The organism is Sinorhizobium americanum (assembly GCF_001651855.1).
Taxonomy (GTDB): Bacteria; Pseudomonadota; Alphaproteobacteria; order Rhizobiales; family Rhizobiaceae; genus Sinorhizobium; species Sinorhizobium americanum.
Map to the genome: position 1 here is coordinate 75,051 of NZ_LNQC01000071.1, position 25,479 is coordinate 100,529.

The window sequence follows — 25,479 nt, forward strand, 5'->3', positions numbered from 1 at the left end:
TGTATAGCTAACGAGGCTATATATCCAAAGGCATATGGCGTAACGCGGATGAAGAAGCTAGTCTTCAACGCCGTACTTGAGGCTTAGACATTCAAGCTTTCGATGAAAGTGTAATCGAATCATGCGCCATCCGGCGCATTGCCATAATGGTCATGGCGTCAGCCCCTCATTTTTCACCGAGGTGGGCGGAAACATGCAAGCACGAAGCGTTATCGAGATCGTGGAGTCTCGCGGGCGGCTGCCTACTGAACTGATCGTGGCCGGGTACTGGGCAAGCCAGGCCGGTGTCGTGATCTATGTTCTCAATGGTGTCACCCCCCAAGCGATCAACTTGGTTCTGGACCCGATCGTGACAACCCTGCCTCTGTCTATCCCGGGCGTGCTTTATATCAGCCTCATGGACAAGGCACGCGTATGCGAGGCTTTACGATGCGCCGATGAGATTTATGCCGCGACCGGCATCTTCCGTCGACTGGCGGTTCACTATGGCATCGCTCCGGGTCGCATTCGGTCCGCCGTCGGCGCCGTTCCGAGACTGGAAAGTCGCACGCTCCAGTCCGAAAGAGATGTCCGTGCGCCAAAGATCGCCAGGCCCCATCTTGTCATGCCGATCCCGGCCATCCACTACATCCGCTGGGGTGCGTCGGACACGTCGAATAGGCATCCTTCGAAGGTCGCCGTCTGAAGGACTTTCATACTTCTTGGCTGATTTACGGGCGCGAAATCGCTCATCGAGCGGCGGCGTATGTGAGTGCATCCTGCTCTAGTCGAGCTCGAAATGCTCCTTGTAGTCCTGCCGCAGGTGTGACGGCTGATCTTCCTTCCGCAGAAAGCAATTGCCAACGACAAGGCACTCGATTTCGGTGCCCATGAAGCAGTGGAACGCATCCTCCGGGGTGCAGACGATCGGCTCGCCGCGGACATTGAAGCTGGTGTTGACCAGTACGGGACAGCCGGTCCGCTCCTTGAACGCGCTGAGCAGCTCCCAGTATCGTGGATTGGTATCCTGATGCACCGTCTGCACCCGGGCCGAATAATCGACATGCGTGACTGCCGGAATCTCCGATCGTGGAACGTTCAGGCGATCTATGCCGAACAATGCAGCTTCGTCGGGACCGAGGGGCAATCGCCGCCGGTCGAGGACATCGGCGACGAGCAGCATGTAAGGACTGTCGGCGTCGGTGTCGAACCACTCCGCCACGTCCTCTCGCCGGACTGAAGGGGCAAAGGGACGGAAGCTTTCGCGGTATTTGACCTTGAGGTTGAGCGTCTTTTGCATCCTCGGCGAGCGCGGATCGCCAAGAATCGACCTTGCACCGAGCGCCCGCGGTCCGAACTCCATGCGACCCTGCATCCAGCCGACCGCCTTCTCATCGACCAACGCATCAACGGTGCGTGTGATCACCTGGTCGTCGTCGAGGACCGTGTAAACGGCGCCGGCGGCCGTTAGTCGCTTCTCGATGTCGCGTTGGTCGAAGGCTGGGCCGAGATAGGCGCCGGCCATGCGGTCCCGCCCGTCGAAAGTGCGGTTGTGTCCGAGATAGCCGTGCCAGGCGGCCAGGGCCGCGCCCACCGCGCCGCCTGCATCGCCGGCCGCCGGCTGGATCCAGATGTCGTCGAAAATCCGCTTCTTGAGCAGCTTGCCGTTTGCGACGCAGTTCAAGGCAACGCCCCCGGCGAGACAGAGGTGACGCTCGCCGGTTTCCCCTCGGGCAAAACTCGCAAGTTTCAAAACGACTTCTTCGGTGACCGCCTGTATCGAAGCAGCGAGATCCATCTCGCGCTGCGTCAGCGGCGATTCCGGCTTTCGAGGCTCGGCGCCGAACAGTCGATGAAAGGCGGGGGATGTCATGGTGAGACCGGTGCAATAGTCGAAATAGCGCTGGTCGAGCCGGAACGAGCCGTCGTCCTTCAGGTCGATCAGATTATCCAGTATTTTCTGCGCGAATAGCGGGCGGCCATAGGGCGCCAATCCCATCACCTTATACTCTCCGGAATTCACCTTAAATCCGGTGTAGTAGGTGAAGGCGGAATACAGCAGCCCCAGGGAGTGCGGGAAGCGTACCTCCTTCAGTATCTCGAGCTCGTTGTCGCGGCCATGGCCGATCGACGTCGTGCACCATTCGCCGACCCCGTCCATCGTCAGCACCGCGGCGCTCTTGAAGGGCGACGGAAAGAACGCGCTTGCCGCATGGGCCAGGTGATGCTCCGTGAACAGCAGCGAACCGACCCATTCCTTTGATCCGGCAAGCTTTCCCAATTGCCTGCGCAACAGCTTCTTTTGAAACAGCTTTTCCTTAATCCAGAGCGGCATCGCCATCCTGAAGGAGCTGAAACCGCGCGGACTTGTCGCGAGATAGGTCTCGAGCAACCGCTCGAATTTCAGAAACGGCTTATCGTAAAAGACGACGTGATCGACGTCGGCCATGTCGCATTCGGCCGCAGCCAGGCAATAGGCCACCGCATTTGCCGGAAATCCGGCGTCGTGCTTCTTGCGAGTGAAGCGCTCCTCCTGCGCGGCAGCGACGATCAGCCCATCCTCGATCATCGCCGCCGCGCTGTCGTGGTAAAATGCCGAGATACCGAGAATACGCATGGATGGCTCGGCTCAGAACAGGGTGTAGATGAACGGCGCTACAGCGGTACCCTGCGTCAGCACCACCAATCCGCCAAACACTCCGAGTATGATGAAGATAGGCAGGAGCCAGAACTTCTTGCGGACGCCCATATAGGCCCAGAGTTCACGGATCAGTTCCATATCGCATTTCCTCCACTCTCAACCGACAACGGTCTTGTCGCTTCACAACTGTCTCGCGTTCAGAACTGATTGCGCATCGTCATCGGGTCCGGTTCATGCGGTGGCCGCCTATTCCAGTAAGTGTCCGCGCCTTTGTCGAACGAAGCGACGAGCGGATCGTAGCCGCGCAGCCTCAAGAAGAGCCCGATCGGAACGAAGGCCGTCGCATAAATCAGAAGCATCACGATGGGATTGACGATCTTGAACAGCAACAGGCCGAGTTTCGTCCACAGCCGGTTCGGCAAGGCGAGCAGGTCGGGAGAGGCAAACGCCAACAGGACGAGGACAGCGCAGATGCCTGCAAGCCCTGTGGTGATCGGAGTGAGCCCGCCGCTGATAAACCACCGCACCAGAACAAAAGCGAGGAGGATGCCACCGACCGTGTAGCCGAAGCTGCGGTTCGACGGCCCCTCCAAGGCATGCTCGGAAAAAGACTCGTGCGCCTGGTTCATCGGGAACGCCCTCAGCGGCCAGTGCTAATCTCTAAAGTAGGATACTGAGCGAAATGCAATCGCCTTCGTTGAGGAATAATATAGGACGCATCGTATAGAACAAGCGGCGACCGATCCGGTCAATATACCATTGGATATAGAAGGCGCGTCACGTGTAGTTGCGCTCTAAACGGAACGGCGGCATTGATCAAACTTGCGTTTCCGGCCAGTTTTTGGGGGAGACTCGATCGGTAAAACGCCGTATATTCCGCAGCACAAAACGCTCTCGTATCAAATTCCTATTCTGAATTCATTTGTGTGAGTTCAAGTGCAAGAGATACGACTCTTATCAGCCAAAACCGTCAGAACAGAAACGGATCGGCCTCCTGAACAAGGAGACCTGTAAGGAACGTTTGCTGAACGGTTCGCGGGAGAGGACAAGATGTCATGACAAAGCGGCATCTCGGGCTTGTGGCATGCACTGTTCCCGGCCTGTACCTGTTGTTAAGCCCCGTCTACGCGCTGCTGCATTACCAATTGTTCGCAGCCGAAACTCCGCATTTCATCCGCTACGTGCTGATCCCAGGGCTGCTGGGAGCCGCCCTCATTGCCATCGGCTTGCTTACGAAGCCGCGCTTTTCCGCACTTGTCGGCGTCTGTGCCTCGAGCATGTTGCTCGGCTTCTTCCTCTTCGAGGCGATGCATACGGTCTCTGTCGTGTCAGTCCGGTTGGAAATGCTTGGCCAGCTTAGCGAGGCGCAGGCCGAAACGCTCAGGCGCAACAAGAACATGGTTCCTGGCTTTACGCTTCGCAGCCTGAACCGGCTTTCCGGCACCGATGAACTCCCCGAGGCCCTGCTGTCGGGTTTTCCGGCGACGCAAGTGGTGCTGTGCACGTCCAAGGCCGGCATCGTCAGCTACACGGCGGACCGGTACGGCTTCAACAATCCCGACGATGTGTATGACCGCCGGCTGGATCTGATGCTTCTCGGAGATTCGTTCGTCGAAGGCTTCTGCCTGCCTCCGGGCGAGGACCTTGCATCGAGCGCCCGGGCGGGCGGTGCTGCCACCGCGAGCATAGGCATTCGAGGAAATGGCCCCTTGGTCGAACTCGCAATGCTCGGTCGCTTCGGTGAGCTTTTGCATCCGCGCCATGTGATGATGGCTTTCGTCGAAGGCAACGATTGGGAGAATCTGGAGCGGGAACTCGCGGTGCCTTGGCTCCGAGAAGCGCTTTCGCCGAATGCGAATTACGGTTTGCAGTCAACGGCGCAAGCAACCATGCGCGAGGCTAGGAGCATTTTGGCGGAGCGAAAAAATAGCCCGGTGACGAGTGTCGACCTTCTCACGAGAACATCCCTGTTGCGCAATTTCGTCGCCCTGCAGCAAACCCTGGCGAGGCTGGGGCTGGTGTATCCGAAGATTGCCGGCGATAAGCCGGAGTTCAGACAGATACTGCACCGCGCGAAAGAACTGACCGAGAGCTGGGGTGGCACTTTTACACTGATCTACATACCGCGGATGGACCGTTTCATCGGACCGTTCTCATCGGATCAGCCTTTCGACCCGCTGAGGAGGAGGGTTCTCGCTGCTGCCGCGGGAGAGGGGATCCCCGTCATCGATCTTCATGAGGCCATGCGCGCTCAGGCCGACCCCATTGTACTGTACGCGCCTGACGCTCATTTCAGTCGCGCCGGAGCCAAATTCGTTGCGAACGAGATCCTCCGGTCGATAGCGGCGAAGGAGACCGGCCCTCCGATAACTGCAGCGATCAAATGATTTTGCGGCGCCGCGTGCCTGCCTCGGTGGCGGCCCTTGATGCTCAATTCGAACCAAGCTGTAGCCGCTGGAAAATATTGGCGAGCTCCACGCGAGTCGTGATGTCGAGCTTGCTGTAGACGCTATGAAGGTGAAGTTTGACGGTGCCGGGGGCTATTCCAAGCCGCACGGCTATTTCGCGGCTGCGCAAACCTGCGGCCGCGAGGCGGGAAATCTCGAGTTCGCGCGGGGTCAGTTTCTGCAGAACCGAGCGGCGTTCTATGTCTCGTTCCCGAATTCGATCAATCTCCGCACTCAAACCTTGATCTACGACAGAGGTTCGGCCGGCCATCACCGCCCGAATGCACTCGACAAGGGCACTCGGCGCCTGTTCCTTAAGAACGATGCCGCGCACACCAAGCCGCATCGCCTCGGCAAGTTCCTGCTCGCTGATATCGGCGGTCAGAAGGACGCAGGCGAGTCCCGGCCGGTCGCCGTGAAGGCGACGAATGAGATCCAGGCCGTTCATTTCGGGCATCCGCAGGTCGGCGACGACCAGATCGACCGGCCGGGTCGAGACGATTTCGATCGCCTCAGCAGCCGTTTTGCATGTTGCAGCCACTTGCCAACCCGGCTCGGCGTCAATCAAACGGCGCAAACCGTCCAGGACGATCAGGTGGTCGTCGACGACAAGGATACGCGGGCTCACGGATGGGCCGGTATCTTGATGGTTAACCGGGTCCATTGCTCCACCTTGTCGATCGAGAGTTCTCCTCCCCAGGTCGCCACACGCTCACGCAGGCTTCGCGGACCGACTTTGCTGCTCTCCAGTTCCGCATGCTCGAGCCGCCGGTCAAAGCCGAAGCCCGTTCCGTCGTCGTCCACAGTGAGGATCACCGTCCCGCCCTCGAGCCGGAGTCGGGCCTCGAGCGTTCTCGCATGCCCATGGCGTGCAGCGTTGGCCGTCGCCTCCGCAATCATCCGCGTCAGCTCGCCGATGATCGCCGACGGCAAGCGAAGATCTTTCGGTTCCACAAGGAAGCGAAAGTCAATCGACCATTGCTGCCGCAAGCGTTTGGCCAGCGCTTCCAATCGCACCACCAGTGGAGACTCCCTCGCGCCGCCTTGGTCAGATCCCGGTTCAAGCGCGCGAATGAGAGCGCGGAGCTCTCTCTGTTCTTCGGAAAGCATGGCCTGCAAGGCCATCAGACGCCTGTCGATCTCCTCGGGTTCGGCCTTCGAGGAGCGTAGGCTTTGTAGCTGCAAGGCCATGCCGGCCAGGGTCTGCAGCACGCCATCGTGTATATCTCGTCCAATCTTGATGCGCTCCTCAAGGGCGGCGGCATCGCTGAGACGGCGCAACAATATTGCTTGCTCGAAGAGTGTCTTCAATCGGTCAGCGACGATCTCCGCCATTGCCACATCGTCAAGTGTCAGGGCTGGCGGATCGAGGAGAAACAGGCGCGCCTCGACATCGCTCGCGTGGAACTGAACCGAAATCGCCGAAGCAATCGAGAATTCGGCGACGAGGGCGGGGGACGTTGGCATCTCGTCTCCGCGCCATCGATCGAAACGTCCCTCGCCGCGATGTATGAGGGCTCGTGATCGTCGCGCGTCGATGATCAGGAGACTTGCATGCTGCAGTGCTTCGGGTGTCCACGGCAGATAAGCGGTCGGCGACAAGTGCCTCACCTTGCATGCGCCGTTCTCCCATATCGCCAGATGGGTCCAGGGTTCGTCACCGTCACTCCAGATCAGCAGCGCGCGGCCGACGCGCATCACCTGCGCGGCATAAGCCAGCGCCGCCTCGGCGGGCCATTCGCGGCCGTCGGGCGCGCCGGGCGTCCGCTCGACCAACCGCAACAACTCGGATCGCACCGCCTCCTGATGAGTCCCGAGCCATGTGAGAAGAACCGTTGCCGTCAGCAGGAAGAGAATGAACGACAGCGCGACTGCCGCGTCGACGTCCGAGTTGAACGGCCAGACTGTGTTCGAAAGCGCCAGATATGCGAGGATAGCCACGCCGATGGAACCGGTCCACAAGGCGCCCCGCCAGAGCCAGTGCAGCGTTGCTGTCAACTGGACGAATGGCATGAGCATGAAGACCGGGCCAGACACCCGGCCTGTAAGCAACGCCAGGGCAATCAAAGTGGCGACGTCGATGATATGTCGCACGAAGGTCCCGCGGACCCGATGGACCTTGGCCCTCCATACGAAATGGGCTGCAGCGATGGCGTAGACGAAATAGGCGATGAGCAGCCAAAAGACGAGCTGCGAGCGAGGGGGCCAAATGGCGGCATCGAGCCACGTAATCCACAGGCTGCCGATCGCCAGAACGATGCGAGCGATGGCGATAACCGCATCCGAGCGAGCCCGGAATGTATTGATCCAAGTCTGTCGATTGGTCGCCGTGGCCAACCGGTTTTCGGCCCGCACCATGGAAATCGCGGAGGCCCAGTACTTCACCGCCAAGGTCCTCTCTTCAGGCAGGCGATTAACGCCCGGCGCTTCGGCAGGCTGGAGGGAATTATGTCGAATTGCATTCCCAAAGGCCAGATTTGTTGCGGACTTTCTGGCTTTCGAGACGACAGCCGCCTCGACTGGGCCGGCGCCGCTCGCGATTGCTGTCTAAGAGGCGTGTGGATGGAATCTGCCGTGTACCGCCGGGCGGCTGCCAGTCGGGGAAGCCCAGGCCAGCACCTCGATGCACGCACCGTCGCCGCATAGAACGACGAAGCCGCGCTTCGAATAGCATTGAACCTGTCCCACCAGACCGATGTAACGGCCGGCTTTTTCGAACTCCAAGGCTGCGTCGATACGGATCCTCTCGCCGTCGTAGAAGGAGAATGCACCGGGATAGGGGTCGCCGACTGCACGGATAAGCCGGAGTACCGAGCCGGCAGAAGCATTCCAGTCGATCAGGCCGTCTTCGGCGGTTCGCTTCGCACAATAGCTCGCCTGGTCGTCATCCTGCTCGATCCGTGGGGGATTGTCCGTCTCAACGAGCGTAACCGCCTCGACCACCATTTCGCGCAAGTTCGTTGTGTGCTTGGCATAGAGGCTCCGAGCGGTTTCGTCGGCCGCGACGGCGAACAGCCGCTGAAGCAAGACTGGGCCGGAATCGATGCCTTCATCGAGCCAGAACAGCGTTGATCCGGTCACTTCCTCGCCGCGCAATATCGTCCAGGGAATGACCGCGCGACCGCGCAGGCGCGGCAAGGCGGCAGGATGGAACCCGATCGTCCCCAAGCGCGCGAGATCTCGAAACGGCTGCCGGCAGACCTGCGACCAGCCAATGACGAAGGTGAGATCGGGCTCGACCGACGTCATCGCCTCCAGGACGTCCGGGTGATTGATGTCCGCCGTGTAGCGAATGGCGCAACCGGCGGTGCGTCCCATTGCCCCCAAATCGGCAAAATCGGAGTGGCGCCCGGCCAGCTCAGGCGGCAGGGTGACAACGAGCGTGGGAGCGCACCCCATTCTTATGAGCGCTTCGAGAGCGATTACGGAGCTCTCCACGGCACCGACGAAAACGATACGCATGATCCAACAACCGTCGACTATCGACGAGCGCGGGATGTCATTTCCCGGCGGCAACGAACGATGTGATGCGATGCTGGCCGTATTGAACTCCAAGGACGACCATGATGTCCAGTGCAGGAACCAGCCAGTCCGCCGCGACAGCACCTTGGATTTGCGCCGCGAAAAGGAGAAGGCGGCCGCCCTTGCCCTCGGATGAAGCGGCGTTTCAGAATTGGTGACCCGTCGCATTCGCGCCAAGAAATGGCTAAAAGATGAAGCGATTGAACAAGATATACGTCGCTTCCGAAACTACAGGTGGCGATGGGGCGAAACTAAATTATTGCACCCTACTAAACATTTCACTAATCTGGCGCGATAGCGAAAATTGTTGCTTAAGATGGTTTCCATGACGACGTTCGTTTCTAATGGCAGCCTCTCTGCTCGCTCCCACTACCGAGAAAGCGTTGAACTTGCCGTTCAGCGCAATGGGAATTCGGTAGGCCTGCTCGATGCTTGGGCTCTGGTCAAACGGCGCATGCGGCTCCTTGCGACAGTAATTGTCGGGTGCACTTTGCTCTCTGCGGTAGCATCATTCACGCTGCCGAAAACCTACACGGCCAGTTCTGAAGTGGTGCTCGAGCGGAAAGACGTTCGACCGTTTGCTACTGACGCTGCTTTGACGACCGTCGACCGTGATCGCTCTGCGGCAGAAACCGAGATGGATGTCTTGCAGTCCAGACAATTTGCCGGCCGCGTGGTCGACAGATTGAAGCTCATCAACAATCCCAACTTCAATCCCTATGCTCGCCAGGCCAAACAGCCGCAAAACATCGGTGGCGGACTTCTTGCGTACTTACAGGGAATAATCGGAATCGAACAGTCGCCCTATCCGGTCAGAACTCTGCCGGATCTGAAGGCTCAACGGGACCGCGCAATCTCGACACTGCTGCCCCAGCTCAATGTCAGCCGGACCGGAGAGAGCCTTGCGGTAAGAATTACCGTATCGAATCCCAGTCCTAGGCTCGCTCAGGAAATCGCCAATACGATTGCCAAGCTGTACGTCGAATCCTCGCTCGAATTCAAGCAGGACGAGCGGATCGCCGACAAGCAGCGGGCCATCAATACGGGCGGCGCCGTGGGGTTCCTTCGGCAGAGCATGACGCAGCCGCTTCTGGTCACATTGCGGGCAGAAGAAGCCCGATTGCTGCAGAGCAAAGCGGAGATCGCGGCGAAGTTCGGCAAGAACCACCCCCAGATGATCGATGCAGATTCGCAAATCGCGGGCGTACGCAGCATGATCGAAGAGGAGGTTCGGCGCATCTTGTTGGACCTTGAGGCGGAATCGCTGAAGCCGAGCGCCCGGATTGTATCGGCGGCGGAACTCCCGAATTCACCATCCTTTCCCAAGGCAAGCATCATTGTTCCGGCGACATTTGCCGGGTCGACGTTGTTGGCCTTCTTGCTCGCCCTCCTGTTCGAGGCGACTGATACGCGAATCCGCAGCGGCCAGCGCACCGCCGAACTCCTGAGAATTCCCAACTTGGGCTATGTGCCGAAAATCCCGAAACATTTTTCGTCGCACGGCACCAAGCGATCGTCATGCATACCGGACTGGAGCAATGTGACATCGGCCGAAGCGGAGCGTTCGATCTATATGGCGTCCCGCTTCTCGGAGGCCAAGCAGCTGCATCGCGTCGTGATGGTCACCTCATGCCGTCACAACATTGCAAACGCATCGACTGCGTGGGGAATTGCAACGGCGGCGGCGGCGGACGGCCGCCCCACCGCATTCGTGAACCTGGACTTCCATCAGCACAGCATTCCCTTTTTGAAGAGCATGGGGCGCTCACCCGAACTCCTCGAGCGCTATCTCAACAATGAAGCGACCCTCGCCGATGTCGTGCAGACGATTCCGACCTTGCCGGGCCTAGGTTATCTCGACGCGACGCTGGCAATGACGGAGCCGTTCAGACTCATCGACTCCGACAAGCTATGTGAACTGATCCAGGCGCTCAGGCAGAGCGGGTATGATTTCATTGTGCTTCACGCCCCGCCGGTCCTCAGCTCGGGCGATGCGACTTGGCTCGCACCCTTTGTCGACGGGGTCATCCTGATGGTGTCCTGGGGCGAGACAACCGAGGATCAATTGTTGGTGGCCGTTTCCCAGCTTCGAATGAACCATGCGCCACTGATCGGCACCGCAATTAATCAAGTCAATCCTGAAATTCATAGACGCCACCGATACGGAGGCTATGTGATAACCTCGAGGCGTTTTCCGGCAGGTGGATGGATCAGGAGCCGCTCCCGCGGAAATGCAGCAATCGCCGACCGCCCGGTCAAGGAAGCGAATACCTCGTCCGTCCTTTCGGTCAGAGCCGCGCCCAGTTCTCCGTCGAAGATGGTGTAATTCGGATTCCGGAACTCTGGGCTGGCGTTCGTATCGCGCTTGCTGAGATCCAGCAAGGCTCGCTTGTCGGAGGAGATCGTCTGAACAGGCTGGGCCGAGTTTTTACTTCGATCTCAGGTCGGTCCCGGGCCTAGCGTTGGTTGCAGAGGGGAGAGCTCCAACATGAGCAACGGGGAGCCGCGGACCGTGTGCTTTCCCTTCATCGGGGATTTCATAGGCGGCAGCCACCTGTCCGCCCTTGGACTGATACGAAATCTTCCGAAACCGTTGTTTGCGCCGCTCGTTGTCCTCCACGATACCGAGGGGCCGGTGGCGGAACTGTTTCGCCGCGAAGGTATCGACTTTGAACGGGCGCCCGTTTTGAACCGCCTGCAGCGGGCCGGTGCGCGCAACGGCACGGCGGCACTCAACGTCGCCCGCACTCTTCCTGCGCTTGTCAGATATTTGCGTTCCAGAAACGTCGCGATCGTGCACACCAATGACGGTCGCGCACATCTCATGTGGGGTCTTGCAGCGCGATTGGCCGGATCGAAGCACCTCTGGCACCACCGTGGCGACGCGACTTCCTTCGGATTGCGGCGCATCGCGCCGTGGCTTCCGAACCGTCTCGTCGCCGTTTCGAAATTTGCCTCGCCGCGCCCGGGATTTTTTTCCGCTGCGGCCAAATGCAGTGTCGTTCACAGTCCATTCGACGTCATGAAAGCGACAGGAGTCGGGCGGGAAGATAGTCGAAGAAGCGTCATAGCCGCGATCGGATGCTCGCCGGAAACGAAGCTCCTCGGATATGTAGGAACCTTGGTCGATCGCAAGCGGCCGATCCTTTTCGTCGAGGTGCTTGCGGCTCTAAAGCGGCTGGAGCCGAATGTCGAATTCGCCGGGCTGTTCCTGGGCAACGCACTGAACGGACTTGACGACGCCGCAAGATCGCGCGCGCAAGCCCTTGGCGTCAGCGACCGCATTCATTTCATGGGTTTCCGCTATCCGAGCGAACCTTGGATCGCAGGCTTGGATGCCCTTCTGGTGACGGCGGTGAATGAACCGCTCGGAAGGACGCTTGTCGAAGCGATGCTGCTCGGCACGCCTGTTATCGCAGCAGACTCAGGGGGCAATCCCGAGGTTGTAGAGGACGGCGAAACGGGCATGCTCGTTCGCCCGGACGATCCGGCTCAATTCGCAAGCGCTTGCTTAAAACTGTTCGGCGACTCCAGCTATCTTGCGCACATCGTGGAAACGGCTCGCAACGAAGCACGCGCCCGCTTCAGCATCGAACGCCACGTCCACGCAATCATGGCCGTCTACGACGATTTGCTGCCTGGAAGGAATGCTGACCGAAGGCAGGCCCATACCCGGTGACGGAGCAGCGATATGCGACGCGAGGCGACAGTGTCAGACATCGGCAAAACAACGACACGTCACGTTCATTCCGACAGCCATCTGCGCGCGCCGGCCTTGCCTGCAATCGAACGTGCTGTCCTCTACATGGGCGTGTTTCTAGCGCCCTATGCGACACTGCGGTTTTCCGAGCTTTTCTTTACCCTCAGCGATTTCTTTTTCTGCCTCAGTCTTTCTCTTCTTTTCATAACCGGGCGGATCTGGAGCAAGCCGCTCGGCGAAGCAACGCCGCTTTGGCTTATCGCGTTCACACTCTTGTTCGTCGGGCTAATGGTCGGCAGCCTGTTGCATGACAGCCCCGAACGCGGGCTGATTGTGACGGCACAGTATTTGTTCGCCTACGTATTCCTGATGTTCATTCTGATCCGAGATGAGCCCAGGGTAGCCTATCGTCTGGCGGCCATTTTCCTGCTCAGCATGGTTCTCATTGATATTCACGGCATCATTACCTTCTACACGGTTGGCTATGTGCCTGGGGAAGGAAAGGGCGTCGTGACCGGTGGACGGCGTTTGGCTACAGTCCTTCGAAACCCGAACTTGGCTGCGGCAATGAATGCTCTGACGCTGCCAATTCCGCTCTTTTTATGGGCGACTGGCCGGATCAAGTCATACGTCGCCTTACCTGTAATAGCGGTATTTATAGGTACGGTGATACTTACCAGCTCGAATAGCGGTCTATTCGTAACGTTGCTTTGCCTGGCTGTCTTCACGGCGTTCCTTTCCACACCCAAGTTGTTGCTACGGTTGGCGCTTGCCGGCGGCATGCTTGTTGCGGTTGTAGCGGGATTTGGAAGCAAGGACCTGTTGCCCAAGACATTTCAGACGCGTGTGTTGGGCGCGCTTTCCTCCGGCGACATATCTGAAGCGGGAACATTTGTTTCGAGAGCCGCACTGATCGAGGAAGCACTCCAGACCATATCCGATAGGCAGATTGCGTTCGTGGGATTGGGCGCAGACCAGTTCCGGGTGAGAAGTGTACAAACTGCTCCTGTTCACAATCTTTATCTTCTCCTCTGGGTCGAAGGCGGATTGCTTGCGCTCATGGGCTGGATCATGTTTTCGGCAGTCGGCCTGCTGCATGGATTTACCCTCAGAAAGGCCGGGGGAGATAAGCGGGCGCTAGCAGCGATGACGACGACCATTGTCGTTTTTCTCACGATTGCTCTATTCAATCCGCATATGTATGCGCGGTATTGGACCATCCCGATTTTCTTGTGCTGCGGACTAAGCCTCTCGCAATTCCGCCAGGCAGCAAAACTTTGACAGCTCGGAACTTGGCCCCGAGGGCTTTCTCGTTCAAGCAATCAGTCGCCCATCTGCGTCGCATCATATCTATTCACGCGACGCGTTTTTATGTGGAATAAATAGTCGGTGAATAGTTCAAGAGGAAGTACGTTCAACGCCGATCCGCAGTAAATACGGCCGGGTTGCTAATCAGGCGTGCATGCATTATCATATATTCTTTGCTTCACTTGTTTTGTCGAACGAGAGCGGCCAATTCCCCCGCATGAATTTGGAAATAACTGGTCGGCGCGTGCTGACGTCCGCGGCTAGAAGAATGTAGTCGATCGCATCCGCTGGTGGGAATGCGCAGCCGGCCGCGACGCGTGCAAGCAGAATTGAAGGCAAGCTCAAGCAGCCGCTCTTATGAAAGGCTATGATGATGCCCTCGCAGGCCGCTCGTATTGCTTACATCGCAGGTTACGGACGCAGCGGGACCACCATACTCGACATTGCGCTGGGGCAGCACGATGCCGTGTTGGGGGCGGGGGAGATAACGTCGCTCACCCGGCATGTTTGGCGTAACAACGAATACTGTGCCTGCGGCAATCGGATTCGGGACTGCCGTTTCTGGAGCACCGTTTGCCAAGAATGGCTCGCGAACTCGGATTCGACACTCATGTCGGATTATTGCGGCCTTCAAGAAAAATTCGAGGGTCTGCCCGTACTTGCAAGGATGGTTCCCGGGCGCAGTTTCGGCAAGCAATTTGCGACCTATGCGCTTCATACGGAGCGCCTGATGAACGCGATGCTGTCCTGTTCCGGCAAGCACGTCATCGTCGATTCTTCGAAATTGCCGGGAAGGGCGATGGCGCTTGCGCAGATACCGGGAATTGACATGCGGGTCATTCACATGGTGCGTGACGGGCGCGGAGTGGCCTGGTCATTGCTGAAACCCTATGCGCGTGACGCGAACTCGGGATTGCAGAAGGAGATCCGGCCAAAATCGGTGTTCAGAACGGCGTTGCGGTGGAGCATAGTCAATCTTGCGGTCGAGTATCTCTCGCGGAAGCTCGGCCCGGATAAAGTGTTGCGTGTGAGGTATGAGGATTTTGTCTCGGACCCCGTCGCCATCATGCGGGAGATCGGGGCGTTTCTCGAGCTTGACCTCCACCAAATCGGCTCTTCTCTGCAGAATGGCGAGCCGGTCGGTCCAGGGCACCAGGTCGCGGGCAACCGGCTGCGCATGAATGGATCTGTCGCACTCACGCGAGACGAGTCTTGGCGGGCCCGGATGCCGGCCGGTCAGCAGGTCTCGTTCGAGCGGTTGTGCGGCTGGATGCTCAGACGCTATGGCTATCTTTAAGCATCGCCTGCAGGAGCGGGGGAAAACCTATGCTGGCTGCGCGTTCAGTTGTTCCGCGAAGGGCTCGACAATGGCACGGCTCCGCCTTTGTCGTGGCTCCGCTGACGTTGGCAGGGCTAATCCTTCTATTGTGGACCGGGCCGGTGCGAGAGGCCGAGGCTGCAACGGCAGTGCAGGAACCTCTTTCACCGAAGCTTCCGGACGGTCGGCAGCGCGCCTTTCCGACGGCCGAAGGCTTCGGCGCCGGTGCCGTCGGAGGCCGAGGCGGCAAGGTGATCTACGTTCTAAACACGGACGAGGCAGGCCCAGGATCTCTGCGTGATTGCGTCGAAGCGTCCGGGCCACGCGTTTGCATTTTCCGCACGGGCGGCACGATTACGCTGCGTGAGAAGTCGCTGGTGGTCCGAAATCCGTACTTGACGATTGCCGGAGAGACGGCCCCGGGCGGCGGGGTCGCCATCCGCAACGGTGAAACACAAATTCGACCTTCGATTGAAATTTGGACCAACGACGTGATCATAAGGCACATTCGCCTTCGCCCTGGTCCGCATACGCGCAAGGCTTGTTGTTCTGGCGGTCTCGGAATGTACTCGGAGGCGGCAAGTGACATCATGCTCGATCATATCTCCGCCAGCTGGGGATCGGACGAGACGGTCGATTCGGAAGACGCCAGCAATTTCACCTGGCAATGGGGAATTGCCAGTGAACCGCTCCTGAAAGGCGGCCCGGGGAAAAACAATCGTGCTCGCAACATGTTGTTCACCAAAGGCGGCAGCGTTTCGGTGCACCATTCGCTCTTTGCATTCGGGAGGTTCAGAAATCCGCAGATAAAGATGAAACTCCCCGGTGCAGTGGCGGATGTTGTGAACAATGTTCTCTTCTCGCCAGAGTGGCAATATGTCGTGAGCTTTGGCGATGAATGGACGCATATTCAGGCCAATGTGGTGGGCAACTACAAGATCGCAGGACGGAAGTTGCGCAACGACCACCTGGTGCATCTCTTTACCGAAAGCGGTCTCGGACACTCGATCTATGTCAAGGACAACTACGACGAACCCTATCGTACTGCGCCTGACCAGGATGACAGCTTTGTTCTAGCCGAGGATCAAAGACAGTTTGTTGTAAAGGCGCCGTTCGAGGCGCCGACGATCCGCGCCTCCCTGCCTATGGTCGCCTATGACGAAGTCCTGGCGAACGCAGGTGCCACAAAGCCTGAGCGCGACGAGGCGGATCGGCGCATCGTCGAGGATGTAAAAAGTCGCGGCGGGCGACTGCTGAAAACGGATCCGCGGGATGTTGGCGGATGGCCCGACCTTGATGCTGGAACGCCATACCAGGACGGGGACATGGACGGCATTTCAGATGATTGGGAGGTGAAATACGGCCTCGATCCGGCAAAGGCCGACGATGGTCAGCAGGACATGGATGGTGACGGGTGGTCGAACCTCGAAGAGTTTCTCCACTTCATGGCCGGCGATCCGGGAGGCAGCGATGTCCGGCCGCTTCCGGATCCGCAATGAGCTACCTTAGACTTCCCTAAATCATTGTCGATCTAGGGGTAAGACATGCAGCAGGGTTGAGGGGGCCATGAACCTGAGTGCCAGCGAGTTCTATTCATCGGGCGCGGATACGACCGATGTGGTCTTGGAGTCTGCCTTCTTCGCCAAGCTCAAGATGCGAAACGGCACTTTCAAGCTGACCCAGCCATCACGCTTCCAGGAGCTGGAGGTCGCCTTCCGACCCCATGTCGAGGAGCGGGCAGGCTCGCTTCGCGAGGTTCTCGACGTGGGCGTTTCCACCGGGCTGACAACCGTGGAACTCGCCAAATTCCTGGGTGATTGCGGCAGTGCTGCCAGCATCACCGCAACCGATCTCTTCATCGAGGCCCATATCGTTGAATTGTTTCCGGGGTTCAGAGTCTTTTGCGATCCGGAGGGCTGGCCATTGCAGTATGACCTGCGGGGTATAGCGATCCGTCCGTGGATCCGAAGACTGGATTACGTGACGCTTGCATTCATTCCGCTCATGCTTGGCCGCAGCATGCTAAAGGCACGCCTGCGATCACGCATAAGCGCGGGTGTGAGCAGACCAGTGCGAATGATTACCCGGTCGTTGCCCTCGAATGGTGCGATCGTTTTTGTTGAAAATGACATCATGTGTCGGTCGGAGCGCTTTATCCGGCGGTTCGACATGATACGCGCCGCCAACATTCTGAACAAAGGTTACTTTTCTCCGGATCAGATTATTATCGCCATCGGGAATATTCACGCCTATCTCCGCGGTCCTGGCGCCTTGCTCATTGTCGGCCGCACCAATCGCGCTGGCGAAAACGCTGCGACCTTGTTTGAGCTGAACCGGGTCGGATCATTTACCGCACTGGAGCGCGTGGGCGGGGGGTCGGAGATCGAGAGGCTCGTGCTGGATTTCCGCTGCCCGCAACTGCGGACGGCTATCGGAGAGTTATCGATCGGGCACCAATAGCGTAGCGGGCGAGCTGAACTACTGAACGCTCCCATTCTTCAGCCACCCATTTAGATCCCGACCGACGATGGCGCCGAGCTTTTCTATCTCCGTGGCGTAGAAATCGCCCATGCGTTCCCTGAGTTCTCGGGTCAACGGCGCATACTCCACTTCGGAAGCGGCGATTGACCGCAGTCGCTTGAAGCCCGCATTGTTCCTGAAAGGAGCGACGATCGGCTTCAACGGGCGCAGCAGACGGCGCAAAGTCGGGTTGATCATCGGCTCCGCCTTGTCCTTGACCTTCTTCTCCAGAGGCTGGAGCGGCAGATCGTCGGTCATCCGCATGAACTTTCGAACCCGATCGAGCTGTGCGGACGCATCAATTCTCATGTCCTCGTAAAGAACGACAAGGATCTGCTCGGCCGGAAACCGATCAAAATAGGCGCGCAATTGCTGAAAGTAGAGGCCGCCGTTCAGGAAACGCCCGCCGGCACCCATGCGTGGATCAAGATATTTGGCGATATCGCCGCCGACTTCGCCCCTGCGGTACAGCATGCAGTAGTCCGAGTAGGCGCGCTCGATGGGATTGCGCAGCTGGGCGATCAGCATCGCCTCGGGAAGCTTCTGGCTTATCCGCTCGGCTGCGCCCTCTGTATCCAGATAGGAATTGGACTTTTCGCCGACGAGACGTCGATCCTTCTGCCCTTCGAAGTTCGAGAGATACCATTCGTCTCCGCGGTCATAGTAACGACTGAAATAATGCAGCTCGGGAGCCGGCATGTAGATGTACGGGTGCTGTTGCAGCGATTGCTGCAGCCACGTCGTGGCGCTCTTGGTCGCGCCGATAATCAGGAAATCGATATCGTGCAGCTTCATGGATTCCCTCCGTCAGGTGCCGGGAGAAGCGTTCTGCCATCTCGCCTATGTCTGCCGATACGCGACCGCCATCATCCAAAGCCAGATGACGGCCATGACGATGTGGGCCAAATTGGCGCCCATTGGGCCGATCCGCGGGATCAGCGCCAAGGCGGTGCCATGAAACGCGATTGTCGCGACGAGCACGCTCGTTAGAACCCGGTCCTCCCGCCCCATGGCCAGAAGCGCTGAGCGTGTGACTGTACCATACAACGTCATAGCCGCCGCGATGGACTGAACGACGACCAAAGGGCCCGCCGCCTCGAATTCCGGACCGACGGCCAGTTGTAGCACCGGATCGATCGTCAAATATACGGCGCCGACCAGCAATATTCCGAAGCCGAGAAGAAGCGCTCGCATCTGTGAGGCGGCCCGATGAAACGCTTCAATCGCGCTTGCGGCCCAGGCCCGAGCTAGATCGGGGTATAGCACGGCCTGCACATGATCTCCGATTTGCAGCGTCATTCGGCCAATGCGCTTGGCAATGTGATAAAGGCCCGCCGCAGTCGGGTCGGCCAGGTAACCGACGAGAAGCGTGTCGAGCTGGTTGGCGCTCGAGCGCAGGGTCAATGACAGGTTCGTCGAGATCGCAAATTTCCAGAGGCCTGGAAAATGAGCGGTGATACCGCGAACGGGAGCCCGAAGCATGCTCGCCAACATCCCCTGTCTTCGCAACTCCGCAAACGAAAGGAAGACAACAGACAGCGAGCCAAAGATCTGGGCCGCCATCCATATCAGGACGAATTCCTGCAAGCCGCCGCCGAAGGCAAAGCCGGTTGCGCACAATCCGGCGCGGAAAATACTGGCAGCGACTTGACCATAGGCGATTGATCGAAACTTCCCGAACAGGCGCAGCACGGCCAACGGCATGCCGGAGATGCGAAACGGCAGAATGGCGCAAAAGAGGGTGACGAGTCCGGACATCTCGGAGGAGATCCCGAGCGAGGGACCGAAGGCCCACACGAGCGCCACGGCAATCACGCAACCGGTCGCGGCCGCGCAAACGTCAAGCAGAAGGCCGAATTTGAACAACGAAGTAAGTGTTTCCGCGCTCTTCGATTCTGCGCCGAACTTGATCAGTGGCTGCCAGGACTGGAAGTTCACGAGCCGCTCTATGGCGCTCGTGTAGGTGAAGCAAAGCGCCAGGATGCCATACTCTGACGGACCAAGCGCCCTGGCTGTCAAGGCGAATCCAACAAGCCCCAGCAGGGAGGTAAGCGCATTCCCGGTAAGGAGGTGCCTTATATTTCCCAGGCGACCCTTCAGGCCTTTTTCCCGAGCGAGCATCTTGTGAAGGCGGTTGAAATATCCGGCCAGCTCTTCTCGTATCGCCAAACGAGACCTCCCGCCTCCAGCGAGGCCGCCTGATCAAAAAAGGCGCCGCCCTTCGCCCGTGGCGCAGGGCCGATGTGATGCACGCATAAATCTATCAGGAGTGAGCCTGACTCCGCAGGGCAGGAACACCCGCACGGCCCCCTCGGCGCAATCGAGTTTGAGCGTCCGGCCAAGTCGCCTTGCCGGTCACCGGCGCAAAAAACAACTAAAATCCTTTGACGGGACAGTATGAGGGAGAATATAGTCGCGCCAGATATTTTGATAGCCTTTTCTTTGTTGCTTTTGGAGGCGGTTGCGATGGGGACGTTACCTCCGCTATCGGCCACGAGCTCGTCCCTAAGGGTTTGGGGCACGTATATTTTGGCAATCGTGCTGCTGGCAGCCGGACTCTTGATGGGCCCGACGCCGCGTGCGTCTGCCAGTGACTATCGGCTCAACGCAGGGGATGTTCTGACCTTCGACTTCCTCGACGACGCCGAGCTTCCCATAACGGCGACCGTTTCCGGTAACGGCGAAGCACAGTTTCCGCTTATCGGTGGGGTCAACATCGTGGGTCTTACGATTACGGAGGCGATTGAAAAGCTTCGCAGCGAGTATCGGAGACGCGACATCCTCGTCGATCCAAAGCTGTCTCTCAATATTTCGACCTTCCGGCCGATTTTCGTCCTCGGCGAAGTCAGGAGCCCCGGATCGTTCCCCTTCTACAGCGGCCTGACGGTAGAGCAGGCGATCGGCCTCGCGGGCGGTATGCAGGTCGTCACCGCGAACGCGTCCGACCGGCTCATCGTACGCGCCCGCCTGCGTGCAGAGATAGAGGCCGCAAAAGCCGAAATCGTTCACGAGGCCGTCTATGCGGCGAGACTTGCCGCGCAGTTGAAATCCAGCGAGAAGGTCGACCTGAAAGACGTCCCGGAAGTCGCCCGCACGCATGTCGAGGAGTTGCCTGTCGACGGCGTCATCGAACTTGAGGAGAAGATCCTGAAGGAGGATCTCGCCGCCTATCGATCGCAAGCGCAAATTCTGACGGAAGGAATTGCCCAGGCCGAGGGTGGGATAGAGATCCTGAACGAGCTGGTGCAGCAGCAGAAGGATATCGTGAGCAACAGCGTCGACGATGTGGCGCGGGTCGGCGCGCTCCGTCAACGTGGTCTGAACACGGAGAGCGAGCTCTCTCGTGCGGAGAACAGCGCGGCAACGGAAAAGGCGCAGCTCCTGGAAACCTTCGCAACCCTTGCGCGGACGCGCCAGGAAATGAGTGAGCTGAAACTGCAACTGGCAAAGCTCGCAGCAGACAGGAAGAAGGATATCCTGACCCAGCTCCAGGAGCGTGAGATTGCCATCAAGAAACTGATAGCGGAGCAACGCTCGGCTGAAGAGCAGATACTCCTCCTGGCCGCGGTGGCCCGGGATGAATCGAAGAAAAATCAGATCTCCTATGCTTATGAGGTCCGTCGAAGCGCGGTTGGCGGCAAGCCGACCAGCCTGCAGGCGTCCCTCGTCACAGAATTGCTGCCGGGCGATGTCGTCGTCGTGAGTATCGCCGGAATGTAGCGTTCGCTGCCAAGTGATATTGGAAACCGTGCTCCACGCGCCAAGGGACATTGAAGTGAAGCCCAGTCGAGAGCATGCAGTTTTCGCTCTGCCTGCCTCCTCGGGATCATACCGTCTCAAGCGCATAGTTGAGTGTGCGCTTGGCGGCTTGCTTGTCATCCTCTGTCTACCGCTGATGGTGGTAACGGTGATGGCAGTTTGGGCGAGCCTCGGTTTGCCGTTGCTCTTCACCCAGACGCGCGCCGGTGCGGACCTGCGAGTCATCACGGTTACCAAGTTTCGAACGATGACGAACGCGCGCGGACCGGACGGCGCATTGTTGCCGGACCAAATGCGACAGACGGTTGCGACCGCGCTACTGCGCAGGCTTCGCTGCGACGAGCTGCCGCAACTGCTTGCGGTGTTGGCAGGCGACATGTCGATCGTCGGCCCCCGCCCGCTTCCATTGGCGACGGTCGCGAGCTTCGGCGACCTTGGCCGCCTGCGCTCACTTGTCGCTCCCGGCATGACGGGCTGGGCGCAGGTGAATGGTAATACGCTGCTGTCGGACGAGGAGAAGATCGCACTTGACCTCTGGTATGTCGCGCATGCCAGTCTTTGGCTCGATCTGCGAATTCTCCTGTTGACACTGAAGACAATCGTCTTCGGCGAGCGTGTCAACGATATGCATGTAAAAGCCGCCAAGGATTTCCTGCATGTCATTCGTGCGGGCCGCAGCCACGGACAATGATGTGACAGCGGCGGGACAGGAGGTTCGGTGAGGAGGCGAGGGTCGGCCCCTGGCAGAGGGCGCCTCACGCAAACCTAGTCGCCAGGCGGATGCGCGTGGATGGCGGCAGGGTCTCTTGGAGGTTCAATGGACGGTTCGCATTTCTCTTTCGGACGGACATTGGTCGTCGCGCCGCATCCTGACGATGAGGTGCTGGGCGCCGGCGGGACAATCGCGAAGCTGGCTTCGAAGGGCGAGGAGGTTTTCGTCGCGATTGTAACCGAGGGAAAGCCGCCGACTTTCGACGCCGCAATCATCGCCAGGACGCAGGCCGAGGCGACGGAGGCACACCGGGCCTTGGGCGTGCGTGAAACCCTTTGGCTGCGCTTGCCTGCTGCACAGCTCGCGGAAACCGCGCACGCCTCCGTCAACGGCGCACTGCTTGACCTTGTTCGCCGTCTCCGCCCGCAAACAGTGCTCGTTCCCTTTGTGGGCGACATGCACATGGATCATCAGCTGACCTTCACCTCGGCGCTGGTTGCCTGTCGACCGCACCAGGCTGGGTTTCCGAAGCTGATCCTCGCCTACGAAACGCTTTCGGAAACGAACTGGAACGCTCCGTACTTATCGCCGGGCTTTCTGCCGAATTTTTTCGTCGACATCAGCGAGCATGTCGAGGCGAAGGTCAAGGCAATGCAGCTCTTCGCATCGCAATTGCGCGAACCACCGCACGAGCGCTCCATCGCGGCCCTGCGCGCGCTCGCCACCTTGCGTGGATCGACGGTGATGTGTGCTGCGGCCGAAGCCTTCGTTCTGGTTCGACACGTCGTTTGAACCGCGGACCACCGGCCGCGGCATTGCCCGTCGACATTCGATGCACTCTTTCGGCCCTGGCCGGAGGCGGTGAAAGGAGCGGGAGGGAAACATGGGGCGCTGGCCTATCTACGACGAGGAGCAAATCGAGGACGTCGTCTCGGTCCTTCGATCGGGCGAGGTGAATGCCTGGACGGGACCGCATGTCCGCAACTTCGAGGCGCACTATGAGCGCTTTCTTGGCGTGAAGCACGCGGTGGCCCTGGCGAACGGAACCGTTGCGCTGGACCTCGCGCTCTTTGCGCTTGGGCTTCAGCCCGGCGACGAGGTGATCGTTACGCCGCGCAGCTTCATCGCCTCGGCCTCTTCGGTGCCGATGGCGGACGGGGTAGCGGTTTTTGCCGATGTCGACCGGGACAGCCAGAACATCACGGTAGAGACCGTGAGCGAGAAACTGGCGCCGAAGACCAAGGGCATTATCGCCGTCCATCTTGCCGGCTGGCCCTGCGACATGCCGGCGATCATGGAATTCGCCCGCGAAAACGGGCTGTGGGTCATCGAGGACTGCGCCCAGGCGCACGGCGCCGAAATAGACGGTCGCCCGGTCGGCAGTTTCGCCGACATTGCAGTCTTCTCCTTCTGCCAGGACAAGATAATCACGACCGGAGGCGAGGGCGGCCTCGTGGCGATGAACGATGACGAACTGTGGAAGAAGGCGTGGAGCCGTAAGGACCACGGCAAGTCCTTCGACGCCGTCTACAACAGAACGCACCCGCCCGGGTTTCGTTGGCTGCACGAGTCGATCGGGACAAACTGGCGTATGACATCTCTCCAGGCGGTATTGGGATCGCGTCAATTGCGGCGCCTCGAGCAATGGCGCAGCATCAGGGCGCAGAATGCTGCCATCCTCGCCAAGGCGGCCACTGAGATAGACGCTCTGCGGACGCCCCTTCCTCCCCGAGGCGTCCAACATGCCTGGTATAGGTTCTACACGTTCTTGAAGCCGGAGCTACTGATGCCGGGATGGAGCAGGGACCGGATCGTCGCGGAAATCAATAGTGCCGGGGTCGCTTGCTTCAGCGGCAGCTGCCCGGAGATTTACCTCGAGAAGGCATTTGCGGACTTGAACATGGGTCCAGTTAAGCGATTACCGAGCGCGCGGGAGCTCGGAGAAACAAGCCTCGCATTCCTCGTCGATCCGGCTCTCGACACGGCTGCCGTCGGGAGGGCTGCACAGGTTCTCCGCGAGGTCATGGCATGCGCCAGCTCGACGGCAGAAGCGCGCCGTCGGACATCATAGTTCCGCAGGAACGAATTGAGGAACGGGCAACAAACCCTTGGTCCTGCTACCTATGTTGATCCACGTCGGATCCGTCTTTTTGCAGCATCGTGCTCGGGCAAACGCCGTCGCAGCTAATGGCGCGTCTCTCGGAAGCCGCCGCCTTCATTTCATCCCACAGCGCCGATGCGGTTCTTGCGAAAGCTTTATACCCGGTTTCGAACGGATGGCCGTCGCTGTCAGGGTAAAAGCGTTGCCCGGCCAGGATAGCTTCCTGCAAAGCGTCGGCAGTTGCAGCAGCGGCGCTGCGATGCGGCAGATCGAGCCGGTCGGCGATCTGCCGGATTTTTTCCTCGAGCGCAATCTGCGTTTCAACGCTGGCGATGAAGCCAGGTTCGGCGGTTGCGAGCTGGTCACGACGGCGCAGATATTCGTAGATCACCCGCTCTTTTGTCGGAAGCACCAAAAGTCCGACCCGGCCGCGCCCTCGATCAGCCCAATCGGTCGCAAAGCGCTCAAAATCCGCCAGCATTGCTGCGACCTCGGGCGAGCTCAGATCGGCCATCCGAGCATCTTCGTCGACATAGCGCTTCGACACTGGCGGACATCCGTCCGGAAAGCGATAGTATTCGGATAATTCCTGATCGCTGGCAGCGAAAAAGCGCGCGTACAAGCTCTTTGCCCGATCCCTGATCGCGTAATGATAGGCGCTCAAAATCGCGACATTCTCGAAGAGCTTCGTCTTGAGGCTTGCCGATCGGGCCTTGGTGCATTGCGAATGACCTGCGGACTGACCGATAAGGGCTTGCAGCTGAAGTCGCTTCTGCTCTGCAAGCCAGAAGTCGGACCGTGCGTCCATGATATCGCAAGCGGAAAATACGATCGCGAAGTCGTTGGCAGGGTAAACGGCGACAATAGCCCCCTTGGCGCCGGCAGCCAGTGCATCGACCACGATCGCGTGATAGGTGTATATGCCGTAGCTGCCGATTCCGAAGTTGTAGGTGCGTTCACCTGTGATTGCCTCGAAGACCGCCGGCCATGCATTGGCACTTTCGACGTTGTTGCCGTATGTCATCGAATCGCCGACCGCCGCGACCTGAAAGCCATGATACGCGCCAGCCAGGTTCCGGAAGCCCTGCTCGTCAACGTCGCCAAGAGCGGGATCGAGGCGATAGCCGTACTTCGCGTCGATATTGCGATGCGACTGCGTGCCGATCGGAAACGGCGTAAACATGCGCAGCATGGCTTCTCCGGCTCCGAACGCCAGGATCACCGAAACCAGGAGTGCGATCAGGTTTTTCAAGTGCCCCCTCCCGCCTCTTCGCAACGATCAGACGAGATCGCGCTCGCATAGCGATCCGGCTCGCTGTCTACCGTGATCCGGCTACGGCCGGATGGCTGCGGTTTTGGAAAGCTAGACGAAGCGGTTAGTATTAGCGCCCCTTCTGCAATTCACAGTTGCTCTGCGAGGGAACGAAACTTGTTGTGCCCCAAGGAATGCATTTGCGTACTGTCTAGAAATA

At 59.1% G+C, this 25,479-nt stretch carries 22 protein-coding genes; 13 read left to right on the forward strand and 9 right to left on the reverse strand.

The annotated features are described in order from the left end of the window. The first annotated feature begins 193 nt into the window (after positions 1-193). A complete protein-coding gene (locus ATC00_RS20995; RefSeq protein WP_064254365.1) occupies positions 194-685 on the forward strand; it encodes a hypothetical protein in 492 nt (163 codons plus the stop codon). Positions 686-763: 78 nt separating this feature from the next. Here ATC00_RS20995 and ATC00_RS21000 read toward each other — a convergent pair whose 3' ends face one another. Genes ATC00_RS21000 through ATC00_RS21005 form a run of 3 tightly spaced genes read right to left on the reverse strand, consistent with a single transcriptional unit; the run spans position 764 to position 3,249 of the window. Next, positions 764-2,596 (reverse strand): carbamoyltransferase family protein, encoded by a 1,833-nt coding sequence (locus tag ATC00_RS21000; protein ID WP_064254243.1) that lies wholly within the window; start codon positions 2,594-2,596, stop codon positions 764-766. A 12-nt stretch (positions 2,597-2,608) separates the two neighbouring features. Then, a complete protein-coding gene (locus tag ATC00_RS33000; protein ID WP_082912469.1) occupies positions 2,609-2,758 on the reverse strand; it encodes a DUF5989 family protein in 150 nt (49 codons plus the stop codon). Positions 2,759-2,817: 59 nt separating this feature from the next. Further along, entirely contained in the window at positions 2,818-3,249 is a 432-nt protein-coding gene (locus ATC00_RS21005) for a hypothetical protein (protein WP_064254244.1), read from the reverse strand. A 426-nt stretch (positions 3,250-3,675) separates the two neighbouring features. Between ATC00_RS21005 and ATC00_RS21010 the strand changes: the two genes are divergently transcribed. Then, positions 3,676-5,007 carry an SGNH/GDSL hydrolase family protein gene (locus ATC00_RS21010; protein WP_064254245.1) on the forward strand — a complete coding sequence of 444 codons (1,332 nt, stop codon included), beginning with the start codon at positions 3,676-3,678 and terminating at the stop codon, positions 5,005-5,007. 43 nt (positions 5,008-5,050) lie between these two features. Here the strand turns inward: ATC00_RS21010 and ATC00_RS21015 are convergent, their stop codons facing one another. The 3 genes from ATC00_RS21015 to ATC00_RS21025 form a co-directional block, all read right to left on the reverse strand. Continuing rightward, positions 5,051-5,731, reverse strand: a complete 681-nt coding sequence (locus tag ATC00_RS21015) for a response regulator transcription factor (RefSeq protein ID WP_064254246.1) — start codon at positions 5,729-5,731, stop codon at positions 5,051-5,053. Next, positions 5,692-7,425 (reverse strand): sensor histidine kinase, encoded by a 1,734-nt coding sequence (locus tag ATC00_RS21020; RefSeq protein WP_161951935.1) that lies wholly within the window; start codon positions 7,423-7,425, stop codon positions 5,692-5,694. Before ATC00_RS21020 ends, ATC00_RS21015 begins: the two co-directional genes overlap by 40 nt. 189 nt (positions 7,426-7,614) lie before the next feature. Beyond that, positions 7,615-8,529, reverse strand: a complete 915-nt coding sequence (locus ATC00_RS21025; protein WP_064254248.1) for a methionyl-tRNA formyltransferase — start codon at positions 8,527-8,529, stop codon at positions 7,615-7,617. Here ATC00_RS21025 and ATC00_RS21030 point away from each other — a divergent pair. From ATC00_RS21030 to ATC00_RS21060, 7 genes are all read left to right on the forward strand, one after another. Continuing rightward, positions 8,528-8,725 (forward strand): hypothetical protein, encoded by a 198-nt coding sequence (locus ATC00_RS21030; protein ID WP_064254249.1) that lies wholly within the window; start codon positions 8,528-8,530, stop codon positions 8,723-8,725. The genes ATC00_RS21025 and ATC00_RS21030 overlap by 2 nt on opposite strands. A 189-nt stretch (positions 8,726-8,914) precedes the next feature. Beyond that, complete coding sequence (locus ATC00_RS21035) at positions 8,915-10,915, forward strand: polysaccharide biosynthesis tyrosine autokinase (RefSeq protein WP_064254366.1); 2,001 nt, start codon at positions 8,915-8,917, stop codon at positions 10,913-10,915. Positions 10,916-11,077: 162 nt separating this feature from the next. Beyond that, positions 11,078-12,268: a glycosyltransferase family 4 protein gene (locus tag ATC00_RS21040; RefSeq protein WP_064254250.1), complete on the forward strand. Its 1,191-nt coding sequence runs from the start codon at positions 11,078-11,080 to the stop codon at positions 12,266-12,268. Positions 12,269-12,298: 30 nt separating this feature from the next. After that, on the forward strand, positions 12,299-13,570 hold the full coding sequence (locus ATC00_RS21045) for an O-antigen ligase family protein (RefSeq protein WP_412458410.1): 1,272 nt from the start codon (positions 12,299-12,301) through the stop codon (positions 13,568-13,570). 397 nt (positions 13,571-13,967) lie between these two features. Continuing rightward, positions 13,968-14,894 carry a sulfotransferase family protein gene (locus ATC00_RS21050; protein ID WP_064254367.1) on the forward strand — a complete coding sequence of 309 codons (927 nt, stop codon included), beginning with the start codon at positions 13,968-13,970 and terminating at the stop codon, positions 14,892-14,894. Positions 14,895-14,923: 29 nt separating this feature from the next. Continuing rightward, on the forward strand, positions 14,924-16,414 hold the full coding sequence (locus ATC00_RS21055) for a hypothetical protein (protein ID WP_064254252.1): 1,491 nt from the start codon (positions 14,924-14,926) through the stop codon (positions 16,412-16,414). 67 nt (positions 16,415-16,481) lie between these two features. Then, positions 16,482-17,375: a hypothetical protein gene (locus ATC00_RS21060; RefSeq protein ID WP_064254253.1), complete on the forward strand. Its 894-nt coding sequence runs from the start codon at positions 16,482-16,484 to the stop codon at positions 17,373-17,375. An 18-nt stretch (positions 17,376-17,393) separates the two neighbouring features. Here the strand turns inward: ATC00_RS21060 and ATC00_RS21065 are convergent, their stop codons facing one another. Together ATC00_RS21065 and ATC00_RS21070 are read right to left on the reverse strand one after the other, a co-directional pair. After that, positions 17,394-18,230, reverse strand: coding sequence for a sulfotransferase family protein (locus tag ATC00_RS21065; protein WP_064254254.1), 837 nt, complete (start codon positions 18,228-18,230; stop codon positions 17,394-17,396). A 45-nt stretch (positions 18,231-18,275) separates the two neighbouring features. Continuing rightward, entirely contained in the window at positions 18,276-19,604 is a 1,329-nt protein-coding gene (locus tag ATC00_RS21070) for a lipopolysaccharide biosynthesis protein (RefSeq protein WP_082912471.1), read from the reverse strand. Between the two features lie 393 nt (positions 19,605-19,997). Between ATC00_RS21070 and ATC00_RS21075 the strand changes: the two genes are divergently transcribed. From ATC00_RS21075 to ATC00_RS21090, 4 genes are all read left to right on the forward strand, one after another. Further along, a complete protein-coding gene (locus tag ATC00_RS21075) occupies positions 19,998-21,155 on the forward strand; it encodes a polysaccharide biosynthesis/export family protein (RefSeq protein WP_234782392.1) in 1,158 nt (385 codons plus the stop codon). A 55-nt stretch (positions 21,156-21,210) separates the two neighbouring features. Further along, positions 21,211-21,885, forward strand: coding sequence for a sugar transferase (locus ATC00_RS21080; protein ID WP_064254256.1), 675 nt, complete (start codon positions 21,211-21,213; stop codon positions 21,883-21,885). Between the two features lie 126 nt (positions 21,886-22,011). Next, entirely contained in the window at positions 22,012-22,698 is a 687-nt protein-coding gene (locus tag ATC00_RS21085) for a PIG-L deacetylase family protein (RefSeq protein ID WP_064254257.1), read from the forward strand. 91 nt (positions 22,699-22,789) lie between these two features. Then, positions 22,790-23,977 (forward strand): DegT/DnrJ/EryC1/StrS aminotransferase family protein, encoded by a 1,188-nt coding sequence (locus ATC00_RS21090; protein ID WP_064254258.1) that lies wholly within the window; start codon positions 22,790-22,792, stop codon positions 23,975-23,977. Positions 23,978-24,023: 46 nt separating this feature from the next. On the opposite strand, the gene ATC00_RS21095 is transcribed toward ATC00_RS21090, so the two are convergent. Beyond that, the gene (locus ATC00_RS21095; RefSeq protein WP_234782390.1) at positions 24,024-25,259 is read right to left on the reverse strand and encodes a hypothetical protein; all 1,236 of its coding nucleotides are present in this window, start codon (positions 25,257-25,259) and stop codon (positions 24,024-24,026) included. Positions 25,260-25,479 lie beyond the last annotated feature (220 nt).